At 74.8% G+C, this 10,796-nt stretch carries 11 protein-coding genes; 7 read left to right on the top strand and 4 right to left on the bottom strand.

Annotation, left to right across the window (positions count from 1 at the left end; all coding sequences use genetic code 11):
- Window positions 1–118 precede the first annotated feature (118 nt).
- Window positions 119–1,099, top strand: coding sequence for a class 1b ribonucleoside-diphosphate reductase subunit beta (gene nrdF, locus AC3WT4_RS11335; protein ID WP_074807497.1), 981 nt, complete (start codon window positions 119–121; stop codon window positions 1,097–1,099).
- A 90-nt stretch (window positions 1,100–1,189) separates the two neighbouring features.
- Here the strand turns inward: nrdF and AC3WT4_RS11340 are convergent, their stop codons facing one another.
- Both AC3WT4_RS11340 and AC3WT4_RS11345 read right to left on the bottom strand, forming a co-directional pair.
- Window positions 1,190–1,750 (bottom strand): phosphoribosyltransferase, encoded by a 561-nt coding sequence (locus AC3WT4_RS11340; protein WP_163188238.1) that lies wholly within the window; start codon window positions 1,748–1,750, stop codon window positions 1,190–1,192.
- 103 nt (window positions 1,751–1,853) lie between these two features.
- On the bottom strand, window positions 1,854–2,831 hold the full coding sequence (locus AC3WT4_RS11345) for an FKBP-type peptidyl-prolyl cis-trans isomerase (protein WP_074807494.1): 978 nt from the start codon (window positions 2,829–2,831) through the stop codon (window positions 1,854–1,856).
- Window positions 2,832–3,108: 277 nt separating this feature from the next.
- Here AC3WT4_RS11345 and AC3WT4_RS11350 point away from each other — a divergent pair, with 277 nt between their 5' ends.
- Genes AC3WT4_RS11350 through AC3WT4_RS11360 form a run of 3 tightly spaced genes read left to right on the top strand, consistent with a single transcriptional unit; the run spans window position 3,109 to window position 5,129 of the window.
- Window positions 3,109–3,414, top strand: a complete 306-nt coding sequence (locus tag AC3WT4_RS11350; protein WP_074807491.1) for an Rv1322 family protein — start codon at window positions 3,109–3,111, stop codon at window positions 3,412–3,414.
- A gap of 19 nt (window positions 3,415–3,433) precedes the next feature.
- The gene (locus AC3WT4_RS11355) at window positions 3,434–4,285 is read left to right on the top strand and encodes an alpha/beta hydrolase (protein WP_354051657.1); all 852 of its coding nucleotides are present in this window, start codon (window positions 3,434–3,436) and stop codon (window positions 4,283–4,285) included.
- Window positions 4,286–4,340: 55 nt separating this feature from the next.
- Window positions 4,341–5,129, top strand: coding sequence for an alpha/beta fold hydrolase (locus AC3WT4_RS11360; RefSeq protein WP_492315467.1), 789 nt, complete (start codon window positions 4,341–4,343; stop codon window positions 5,127–5,129).
- Window positions 5,130–5,144: 15 nt separating this feature from the next.
- On the opposite strand, the gene AC3WT4_RS11365 is transcribed toward AC3WT4_RS11360, so the two are convergent.
- Both AC3WT4_RS11365 and AC3WT4_RS11370 read right to left on the bottom strand, forming a co-directional pair.
- On the bottom strand, window positions 5,145–5,594 hold the full coding sequence (locus AC3WT4_RS11365) for a hypothetical protein (protein WP_257417166.1): 450 nt from the start codon (window positions 5,592–5,594) through the stop codon (window positions 5,145–5,147).
- 4 nt (window positions 5,595–5,598) lie between these two features.
- Complete coding sequence (locus tag AC3WT4_RS11370; protein ID WP_492315468.1) at window positions 5,599–7,074, bottom strand: coiled-coil domain-containing protein; 1,476 nt, start codon at window positions 7,072–7,074, stop codon at window positions 5,599–5,601.
- Between the two features lie 364 nt (window positions 7,075–7,438).
- On the opposite strand from AC3WT4_RS11370, the gene AC3WT4_RS11375 reads away from it, so the two are divergent.
- The 3 genes from AC3WT4_RS11375 to AC3WT4_RS11385 are packed head-to-tail and all read left to right on the top strand — an operon-like array spanning window position 7,439 to window position 10,589.
- On the top strand, window positions 7,439–8,584 hold the full coding sequence (locus AC3WT4_RS11375) for a hypothetical protein (protein ID WP_492315469.1): 1,146 nt from the start codon (window positions 7,439–7,441) through the stop codon (window positions 8,582–8,584).
- Window positions 8,581–9,618: a DUF8094 domain-containing protein gene (locus tag AC3WT4_RS11380; protein WP_108051074.1), complete on the top strand. Its 1,038-nt coding sequence runs from the start codon at window positions 8,581–8,583 to the stop codon at window positions 9,616–9,618. The genes AC3WT4_RS11375 and AC3WT4_RS11380 overlap by 4 nt, the downstream gene beginning before the upstream one ends.
- A 20-nt stretch (window positions 9,619–9,638) precedes the next feature.
- Window positions 9,639–10,589 (top strand): tetratricopeptide repeat protein, encoded by a 951-nt coding sequence (locus tag AC3WT4_RS11385; protein WP_074807478.1) that lies wholly within the window; start codon window positions 9,639–9,641, stop codon window positions 10,587–10,589.
- Window positions 10,590–10,796 lie beyond the last annotated feature (207 nt).

Below are 10,796 nucleotides of genomic sequence, written 5' to 3' on the forward strand. Positions count from 1 at the left end.
TTGCCTCGATGCCCGGTGCCGTCGGCCACCCTCTCGGAGAGGCGTGGCCGACGGCGCGGGGTTCGGTCCCACGAAGTCGTCCCGGTCGGTCCGGGGTCAGCAGGAGAGAAGAAGGCAGATGTCGCCCACGGGGAAGCTCAAGCTCATCGATCGCGTGAGCGCGATCAACTGGAACCGTCTCGAGGACGAGAAGGACCTCGAGGTGTGGGACCGCCTCGTCGGGAACTTCTGGCTGCCCGAGAAGGTGCCGGTGTCGAACGACATCCAGTCGTGGCACACGCTCACCGCGCAGGAGCAGGAGCTCACGATGCGGGTGTTCACCGGCCTGACGCTGCTGGACACGATCCAGGGCACGGTCGGCGCGGTGTCGCTCATCCCCGACGCGATCACGCCGCACGAGGAGGCGGTGTACACCAACATCGCGTTCATGGAGTCGGTGCACGCCAAGAGCTACTCGTCGATCTTCTCGACGCTGTGCTCCACGCGCGAGATCGACGACGCGTTCCGCTGGTCGGAGGAGAACCCGAACCTCCAGCGCAAGGCCGAGATCGTCATGGAGTACTACAAGGGCGACTCGCCGCTCAAGCGCAAGGTCGCGAGCACGCTGCTCGAGTCGTTCCTCTTCTACTCCGGCTTCTACCTGCCGATGTACTGGTCGTCGCGCGCCAAGCTGACGAACACGGCCGACCTCATCCGCCTCATCATCCGCGACGAGGCCGTGCACGGGTACTACATCGGCTACAAGTTCCAGAAGGGCCTCGAGAAGCTCTCCCCGGAGGAGCGCGACGAGCTCAAGGCGTACACGTTCGAGCTGCTCTTCGAGCTCTACGAGAACGAGGTGCAGTACACGGAGGACCTCTACGACGGCGTCGGGCTGACCGAGGACGTCAAGAAGTTCCTGCGGTACAACGCCAACAAGGCGCTCATGAACCTCGGCTACGAGGCGCTCTTCCCCAAGGACGAGACGGACGTCAACCCGGCGATCCTCTCGGCGCTGTCGCCGAACGCCGACGAGAACCACGACTTCTTCTCCGGGTCCGGCTCGTCGTACGTCATCGGCAAGGCCGTCAACACCGAGGACGACGACTGGGACTTCTGATCCCCGCGCGACCCTGATCCACGACGAAGCGGCCGTCCCTCCACGGGGGCGGCCGCTTCGTCGTCGAGCCGGCTCAGTCGTCCGGGCGGGTCAGTCGTTCGGCCGGGACTGTGCGCCCTCGACGGGCGGGTCGGCCGACCACGGGAACGTGATCCAGAGGTCGGTGTCCTTCCACGAGTAGTCCGGCTGGATGATCGTGCGCGGCTTCGTGTAGAGCACCGCGGAGCGGGCCTCGGCACCGTGGGTGCTGAGCATGTCCATGACCAGGGCGAGCGTCCGGCCGGAGTCGGCGACGTCGTCGACCACGAGCACGTGCGCGCCCGGCAGGTCGGACGTGTCCATGAGGGGCGGCAGCACGCGCGGGTCGGTGAGGGTCTGGCCGATGTCGGTGTAGAACTCGACGTTGAGCGTCCCGACGCCCTTGGTCCCGAGCGCGTACGCGACCGCGCCGCCGGGGAGCAGCCCGCCGCGGGCGACCGCGACGACGACCTCGGGGCGGAACCCGCTCGCGACGACCTGCTCGGCGAGCTCGCGCGCGGCGACGCCGAAGGTCTCCCATGTGAGCACCTCGCGCTCGGGCGGGGCGGCCGAGGGGGTCGCGGGGGCGTCGTCGGGCACGGGTGGGACCGAGGTCGTGGAGGCGTCCGTCATGCGTCGAGCCTACGACCCGCCCGCGCCGCGTCCCGACACGCCCCCGGACGTGCGGAGGGCCGCACCCCGAGCGGGGTGCGGCCCTCCGTGACGCGGCGCCGGATCAGTAGGCCGCGAGGATGTCCACGACGAAGACGAGCGTCTCGCCCGCGAGCTCGTTCGTGTTGGTGTCGCTCTTCTCGCCGTAGCCGAGGGCCGGCGGGATGACGAGGAGCACCTGGCTCCCGACGGTCTGGCCCGACAGGCCCTGGGTCCAGCCGGCGACGACGCCGCTCAGCGGGAAGGTGGAGGGCTCGCCGCGGTCCCACGACGAGTCGAACTGCTCGCCGTCGAGCTTCCAGCCCGTGTAGTGGGCGATGACCGTCTGGTCCTCGGTGACCTCCGGGCCGGTGCCCTTGATGAGCGGCTGCACGACGAGCTCGGTCGGCGCGGTGTAGCCCTCGGGGATCTCGATCGACGGCTTGCCCGTGTCGTCGAGCGTGACGACCGGCAGCCCCTCGGCCGGGGTCACGGCCTCGCCCTCGGCGCGGTCCGGCACGTCGGCGGGGTCCGGCGCGACCGGGGCGTCCCGGACCTCGGTCACCTCGGCGACGGTGAGGACGGCGCTGCCGTCCTGCCCCGGTGCGGCGAACAGGAAGCGGGTGCCGACCTTCTTGCCGACCAGCGTGTCGAGCAGCTGGGGGTACACCTGGTCGTCGAGGACGATCTGCTGCGCCGAGTCGTCCTCCCACGTGGAGCCGAGCTTCGACGCGTCCGTGCCGGAGTACGCGGCCTGGTGCAGCGTCACTTCCTGGCCCTTCGCGATCTCGTCGCCGTCGCCGTCCCCGAGCGAGAGCGCGACCGGGCCCGAGACCTCGAGCGGGGCCTCGAACTCGACGGTGGGCTCGCTGCCGGGGTCGCCCGTGACCGTCACGGCCTCGAGCGCCGCGACGTCCTCGGGCGACGACGTCGCGCCGTCGGAGGCGGACGGGCTCGCCGACGTCTCGTCGTCGGAACCGCCGCCCTCCGACGAGCAGCCGGAGAGAACGAGGGCGGCGCCCAGGGTGAGCGCGGCGACGCCGCGCAGGGTGCGGTGCTTCACGAGGAGGGTCCTTCGGGTCGGGGGGACGGCGGGGGCCGTCGGGTCTGGGCCGCACCCGCACGACGGCGGTCGTCGGCGCCCGGGGACGGGCCACCTCGCGGTCGGACGCCGGGTGCAGCACCGGCCCGGACACTCTAGCGGTCGCGGCTGGACGCCCGCTGGGAGCGGCAGCCCCCGTGCCTGGCGCTCTGCGCCGTGCTGCTCGTCGCCCCGCCCCGTGGTCCGGCGAGCGCCGTGCGAAGAGGTCGTCGACGGGGCCGCGGGGGAGAATGGGCCCATGCCGTCCCGCCGACCGTCCCGCAAGCGACCCTGGGGTGCGGAGCCTGCTCCCCTCGACCTGGACCGCGCCCTCGGCGGCGCGCGCCGGGAGTCGGGAGCCGACGGCGAGTGGCAGGTCCGCACGGTGCGCGGCGGCGCGAAGACGTACCTCTGCCCGGGCTGCCAGCAGGAGATCCCGCCGGGCACGGGGCACGTCGTGGCGTGGCAGGAGGACTCCTTCTTCGGGGCCCAGACGGCGCTCGACCACCGTCGCCACTGGCACACGTCGTGCTGGGAGGCGCGCGGCCGCCGTCGGCCGCGGTAGACGCACTAGGCTCGGGACGATGAGCACCGCACCCGAGACCGCGCCCGACCCCGCCCGAGCCTCGACGGAGCCGACCCCCATCCGGTCGCTCAGCGTCCTGCCCGCGCGACGCGAGGACGTCGAGCTGCACACCGCCGACGGCCTCACGCTCGTCGGCGAGCTGGCGCTCCCCGCGGACCGCGACCCGGTCGCGACCCTCGTCACGCTGCACCCCCTGCCGACGCACGGCGGGTACATGGACTCGCACGTCTACCGCAAGGCGGCGTGGCGCTTGCCGGCGCTCGCGGACCTGGCCGTGCTGCGGTTCAACACGCGCGGCACGTCGTCCCCGCGCGGGACGAGCGAGGGTGCGTTCGACGGCGGCGAGGCCGAGCGCTTCGACGTCGCGGCGGCGATCGAGTTCGCCGAGTTCCACGACCTCCCGAACCGGTGGCTCGTGGGGTGGTCGTTCGGCACGGAGCTCGCGCTCAAGCACGGCACGGACCCGGCGGTGGAGGGCGCGATCCTGCTCTCGCCCCCGCTGCACCGCGCGACGGACGCGGACCTCGACCGCTGGGACGCGTTCGGCAAGCCGCTGGTGGTCCTCGTGCCCGAGCTCGACGACTACCTGCGCCCCGACGAGGCGCGCCGACGCTTCGCGCGCGTGCGGAACGCCGAGGTGATCGGCGTCGAGGGCGCCAAGCACCTGTGGGTGGGGGAGTCGTCGGTGCGGCGCGTGCTCGACGAGATCGTGGGGCACGTGCGCCCCGGGTTCCCGCTGCCGCTGCCGACCACGTGGGACGGCGAGGCCGGCGCGACCGCGGACCGCGACACGGCCGACTCGGACCAGGCGAGCTACGACGCGAGCCGGTCCGACGGCGTCGTCGACTGACACCGCGTCGCGGCGCGAGGCGCCGCGCGCACCCGACCGACCCCAGGAGGACCACGTGACGACGGCACCGCTCGAGACCTTCACGCTGCGCGAGGGGTACGGGACCCCGCTCGTGCTGCTGCACGCCTTCCCGCTCGACCACCGGATGTGGGCCGACGTCGCGGAGGCCCTGCCGGGCGAGCCCACCGTCGTCGCCGTCGACCTCCCGGGCCTGGGCGCGAGCCCGCTCGGGGACGAGCCGCCGTCGATCGAGGCGGCGGCCGACGCGACCGCCGACGCGCTCGCCGCGGCGGGGATCACGCGCGCGGTCGTCGCGGGCCTGTCGATGGGCGGCTACGTGGCCCTCGCGCTCGCGGAGCGCCGGCCGGAGCTGGTCGCCGGCCTCGGGCTCGTCGACACCAAGTCCACGGCCGACTCCGACGACGCCCGCGCCAACCGGCTGCGCATCGCCGACGAGGCGGCGAGCTCGCAGACCGTCGACGCCGTCCTCGGCATGCCGGGGGTCCTCCTCGGCGAGACGAGCAAGGCCGCGCGCCCGCACCTGACGCCCCGGCTCGAGGAGTGGATCCGGGCGCAGCGGCCCGACGGCGTCGCGTGGTCGCAGCGGGCGATGGCGGCCCGCCCCGACCGCACGTCCGTCCTCGCGGGGTTCGCGGGGCCCGTCGCGGTGGTCGTGGGCGAGGAGGACCAGGTCACGCCCGTCGCGGAGGCGGAGCACATGGCCGCCGCCGCGCCGGCCGCGCAGCTCGTGCAGGTGACGGGAGCGGGCCACATGAGCGCGGTCGAGGACCCTGCCGCGGTGGCCGATGCGCTCGCGGACCTCCTGGCGCGGGCGGCCGTCTGAGCCGCTGACCGCGCGTCAGCGCCCGTCGAGCACGAGCGTGAGCGCGTCGGCGAGGTCGATCGACTCGCCGTCCCGCCCGCCCTTGCCGAGCACGAGCGGCGGGTCGGACGGCTCGACCGCGACGCCGCGCAGGCGCGCGCGCACGCCGCCGGGCACGGAGAGCACGTAGAACTCACCGTCCTCACCGACGGCGACGCTGCGGTTGCGGCGCAGGTACCACCCGCGCAGCGGGGTGCGGTACGTCGCGGTGCCGTCGAACGCGCGGGCGCGGAGCGGCTCCGGAGCGAGACCCCGTGCGCGCGCCCGCGCGACGAAGTCGGCGAGCAGGCCGCGCGCCACCTCGCTCTCCCGGGCGCGCTGCCGGTCGAGCTCGCGCTGCTGGTGCGCGGCGGCCTCGGTCCGCTGCCGACGCCAGTCGTCGGCAGCGGACCCCGAGGGGCCCGACGGGCCCGCGCCGGTCGGCACCGCGTCAGGCCGAGGCGGGGGCGTCGGACTCCGCGCCCGGCTTCGTCTCGGTGGGCTTCGCGTCGGTGGGCTTCGCGTCGGCGGGCTTCGCGTCGGCCGACTTCGCCGGGCCGCGCTTCGCCGGCGCCTCGACCGTCCCGACCCGCTGCGCGGACTCCTCGGGGACGACCGGGAACTCGGCCGTCATGAGCGTCGCGGCGCGCGCCTGCTGGGCGGGCGTCCCGGCGGGCACCGCCTTCTTCGCGGGGGCCTTCGTGGCCTCGCCCTCGCTGCCGAGCAGACCGCGGAGCTCGTCGAGGTAGGTGTTGATCGAGTCGTGCTGACGCGTGAGGTCCTCGAGCTGGCGCTGGGCGACGTTGCGCTGCTGCTCGGCCTCGGCCTTGGCGTCGCTCACCGTCTGGTCGGCGAACGCGCGGGCCTCGGCGACGACCTGGTCGGCGTTGCGGCGCGCCGTCGACAGGAGGTCCTTCACGTACGCGTCGGACTCGCTGCGGACCTTCTCCGCCTGCCGGAGCGCGTGGGCGACACGCTTCTCCGCCTCGGCGGCGTGCTCCTCGGCCGTCGAGACGAGCTTCTCCGTCTCCGCCTTGGCGGCGGCGTGGCGCTCGGCGTTCTCGCGCTCCGCCTCCTCGCGGCGACGCACGACCTCGAGCTCGGCGTCCGCGAGGGCGGTGCGGGCCTGGTCGCGCAGCGCCTCCATCTCGGACGTGACGGCGTTCGCCGCCTCGGTCGCCTTGCGCTGCGCCTCGTCCACCTGGCGCTGCGCCTCGCGACGGGCGTTCTCCAGCAGCTCCGCCGACTCGCGCTCGGCGGCCTCGCGCTGCGCCGCCGTCTCCGCCGCCACGCGCGCGCGGAGCTCCGCGGCCTCGCGCTCGGTCGTGACGCGCAGCTCCGTCGTCTCGCGCTCCGCCGTCGCACGCAGCGTGCCGAGCTCGCGCTCGAGCGACGCGCGCCGCTCGCTCTCCTCCGTGGCGAGCGCGCTCTGGATGCGCGCGGCCTCGCGCTCCGCGGAGCCCACGAGCTCCTCCGCGCGGCGCTGGGCGCTGAGCAGCGTGCCCTCGGCCTCCGACGCGCTCGTGGAGCGGATCTCCTCCGACTCCAGGCGCGCGCTGTTGAGCAGCTCGGCGACCTCGTTCTCGGCGCGGGACCGGACCTGGCCGGCGGAGAGCTTCGCGCGCGCCATGATGTCGGCCGCCTGGGCGTTGGCCTGCGACAGGATGTCCGCCGACTGCTCCTCCGCCGAGCGCAGGAGCTGCTCGATGCGGGATCCGAGCCCCGCGTACGACGGCCGGTCCGCCTCGCGGAGCTGGCGCTGGGCGTCGTTGAGCTCGCTCGTGAGCTGCATGGCGCGGGCGTCCGCCGCCTCGACGCGCGCCCGCGCGTCCTCCACGGCCTTCTCCAGCTTGGCGAGCTGGGCCTCGACCTGGACGCGGTCGTACCCGCGCATCGTGATGGGGAAGAGCGTGCGCTCGTCGGACACGTCGATGACCTCCGGTGCTGAGTCGTCGCGGCTTCCGCCGCCGGGCGGCGTCCCCTCCCGGGGAGGGAGGGCGCGGCGGTCGTGCCACGGCCCCGCCGTGCTCCGACCAGGATACGGGGATCACGCTGTCCTGAATACCCGGATTGGTGGGGGTGAGACGATGGTCGCAGTGCTGCGCGCGCCGTCGTCCCCCGCGCGGACGGCGGCCCGTCCGGCCGTCGGGCGCGGCGTTCCCTGGGAGCGGTGAGACCGTCGCGGGAGGGGCGCGTGAACGGTTCGTGAGGATCCACAGCCGAACCGTCTCGGTCGATCTACGAGGGGTTTCGCACCTATCCTGGAACGTCGATCGACGAAGGGAACCTCGGTGCTGCAACGAATCATCGCCGCCCTCCTGCTCGCAGGAGGGCTGGTCGCCGTCGGCCTCGGTGTCGCGTCCGCCACCGTCTGGCGGGACAGCGACACGGTCGTGGCGACCACGGCGTACACCGGCGACGGCACGGTGCTCGTCACCGCGCCCGGGGTCCTGGACCTCGTCGCCGAGGACGTGACGGTCCGCGCGACAGCACCCGGCGAGCAGCAGGTCACCCTCGCGATCGGCCGCGAGGCCGACGTGACCGGGTGGGTGGGCGAGGACCCGCACGGCGTGGTCACCGGCCTGTCCGACTGGGACGCGCTCGCGACGCGCGCCGTCGACGCGCCGGCCGCGGAGGACGAGCCCGCGGAGGGCGACGCGCCCGCCGACGGCGAGAGCCCGGCCGAGGGAGAGACGCCCGCCGAGGGCGGCGCGACCGCGGAGACGCCCGTGGCCGGCGTCGACCCCGCGGGCTCCGACATGTGGCTGGAGGAGGCGACGGGCGCCGGCTCGGCGAGCCTGCGCTGGTCCGACCAGCCCGGCCGCTGGCAGCTCCTCGCTGCCGGCGTGGGCGAGGGCGCCGTCGCCCCGACCGTCGAGCTGTCGTGGCCGCGCCAGGTCGAGACGCCGTTCCTGTGGCCCGGTGTCATCGGCGGTGCCGTCCTCATCCTCCTCGGTCTCGGCATCGGGGCGGCGAGCCTGCGGCCACGCCGCCGCGGTCCCTCCGGCGGTACCACGACCTCCGCGACCCCCGCGGTCTCGCCGGCCGGCGCGACGGAGGGCACGTCGTCGGACGACGACGGCACGCCCGACGGCGAGGTGCCGACCGACACGGCCCAGGTGCGCATGCTCACGCGACGTGAGCTGCGCGAGCGCGAGGAGGCCGACCGCCTCGCGCAGCAGCAGGCCCGCGGGCAGAAGCCGCGCCGCGCGTGGCTCACCGGCCAGATCCCGATCGTCGCGCGCGGCGAGCGCCGCCCGCGGACCGCGGCCCAGCCGGCCGTCGACGCGAGCGCGCACCCGACCACGGAGGACAGCGCGACCACGCGCGCCGACGCCTGGCGCCGGGCGTGGGGCTTCACGCCCGGCAGCGGCGAGAGCGCCCCGGCGCCCGCACCCGAGAGCGACCCGGACGAGACGAAGGACAGCACCCGATGACCAGCACCGCCCGCGACACGGCCCGCGCCCGCCGCGCCCGTCGTCACCTCGGCGGGGTGGCCGGGGGACTGGTCGGCGCGCTCCTGCTCGCCGCCTGCTCCGCACCCCTCCCGACGCCCGAGCCCGACCCCACGCAGGACCCGCCGCCGCCCGTGCTCACCGAGGCGCAGGAGACCGCCGTCCTCGACGCGGTCGCCGCGGCGCTCGCGGCAGCGAGCGAGACCAACGACGCGGCGCAGCTCGAGGGCCGCGTCACGGGCCCCGCCCTCGCGATCCGATCGAGCCAGCTCGCCGTCGCCGCAGCGCGGGGCAACGCCGACCTCGTGACCGAGCTCCCGACGGAGGCGCAGCAGGTCGTCATCCCGACGACGCAGACCTGGCCGCGCACGTCGTTCGCCGTGAGCGTGCAGCCCGAGAACCTGCAGACGCCCCGCCTGTCCGTCCTGGAGCAGGACACGGCGCGCGGCGACTACCAGCTCTGGGCCTGGGTCCGCCTCCTGCCGGGCGTCACCATGCCGAGCTTCGCGGACCCGAGCATCGGCAGCGAGGACGTCGCGCCCGACGACTCGAGCCTGCTCGTCACGCCCACGGACGCCGTCGCGCAGTACGCCGACGTGCTCAACCTGGGCGGGGGCTCCGGGTTCGCCGGGTCCTTCGAGGAGGACTCGTTCCGCGCCCTGCTCGCGAAGCGCGCGCAGGACTGGACGACGGCGCTCGAGCCCGCCGCGGGTGCCTACGCGCTGACGTTCACGCCCAACCCCGACGAGCCCGTGCGCGCGGTCCGGACCGCGGACGGCGGCGCCCTCGTGGTCGGGGCCATGACCTCGCAGGAGTCGATGACCGCCGAGGAGGGCGCGCAGGTGCCGCCGGACACCGAGACGATCAAGGCGCTGTACGGCGACGCGGCCCCGACGAACGTGCTGAAGGTCGGGTACGTCGACGTCGTCGCGCTCTACGTGCCGCCGGCGGGCTCCGAGGAGAAGATCCGCGTGGTGGGCAACGAGCACGTCGCGACGTCGGTCGCGAACTCCTGACGCTCCGTAGGATTGCGTCCATGAGCGAACCCACCCAGCCCACGTTCGACGTGCGCGGCGCGGTCGACCTGTCCGCGCTGACCAGGCCGCAGTCACCCCCGCCCGGCGAGGAGGGCGGCGCGCCCGCCGCGGGCGGGTACGTCGTCGACGTCACGGACGAGACGTTCGGTCAGCTCGTCCAGGACTCGGCGCAGTACCCGGTCGTCGTGCTCCTGTGGATCCCGACGGACCAGGCGAACGCGCAGCTCGGCACCGACCTCGGCGCGCTGGCCGACGAGTACGCCGGCCGCTTCCTCCTGGCCCGGGTCGATGCCCAGGCGTACCCGCAGATCACGGCCGCGTTCCAGGTCCAGGGCGTGCCGACCGTCGTCGCGATCCTCCAGGGCCAGCCGGTGCCGCTGTTCCAGGGCGCGGCGCCCGTCGAGCAGGTGCGCGCCGTGCTCGACCAGGTGCTCCAGGCGGCCGAGGCGAACGGCGTGACGGGCCGCGCGCCTGCACAGGGCGCCGACGGCGAGCCCGAGCGCCCCGCGGAGCCCGTCGCGGAGCCCGAGCCCGAGCTCCCGCCGCTGCACCAGGAGGCGTACGACGCGATCGAGCGCGACGACCTCGACGCCGCGGTCGCGGCCTACGAGAAGGCGATCAAGCAGGACCCGCGCGACGCCCTCGCCGTCGCGGGGCTCGCGCAGGTCCGCCTCCTCCAGCGCACGCGCGACGCCGACCTCGCGACGGTCCGCGCCGCGGCCGCCGCCGCACCGCAGGACGTCGACGCCCAGCTCGCCATCGCCGACCTCGACCTGCTCGGCGGGCACGTCGACGACGCCCTCGACCGGCTCCTCGACCTCCTGCCCGGCGCCGACGCGGACGGCAAGGAGAAGCTCCGCGTGCGCCTCCTCGACTACTTCGAGGTCGTGGGCCCCACCGACCCCCGCGTCGGCAAGGCCCGCCAGCGCCTCGCGATCAGCCTCTACTGACGCACCCGAGCCACGCACGACGGCGGCCGGTCACCTCACGGTGACCGGCCGCCGTCGTGCGTGGCGGTCACCGCGAGGTGACCGGCTGCCGCCGTGCTGAGGAAGCAGCGCCGGGGGTGAGATGAAGCCGGGTGGGTGGGGCGGTGGCGCCGGGTCGTGGCGGGCCTGGCGGGAGCCGCGAGGAACGAGCGGCGGATGGTAGACCCT

The sequence above is a fragment of the Cellulosimicrobium sp. EB106-03-01-XG111 genome (genome assembly GCF_058792115.1).

Coding starts and splice junctions, on each gene's coding strand:
- AC3WT4_RS11355 (WP_354051657.1), top strand. CDS start 3,434: ATGAGCACCGCACCCGAGACCGCGCCCGACCCCGCCCGAGCCTCGACG.
- AC3WT4_RS11380 (WP_108051074.1), top strand. CDS start 8,581: ATGACCAGCACCGCCCGCGACACGGCCCGCGCCCGCCGCGCCCGTCGT.
- AC3WT4_RS11385 (WP_074807478.1), top strand. CDS start 9,639: ATGAGCGAACCCACCCAGCCCACGTTCGACGTGCGCGGCGCGGTCGAC.
- nrdF (WP_074807497.1), top strand. CDS start 119: ATGTCGCCCACGGGGAAGCTCAAGCTCATCGATCGCGTGAGCGCGATC.
- AC3WT4_RS11350 (WP_074807491.1), top strand. CDS start 3,109: ATGCCGTCCCGCCGACCGTCCCGCAAGCGACCCTGGGGTGCGGAGCCT.
- AC3WT4_RS11340 (WP_163188238.1), bottom strand. CDS start 1,750: ATGACGGACGCCTCCACGACCTCGGTCCCACCCGTGCCCGACGACGCC.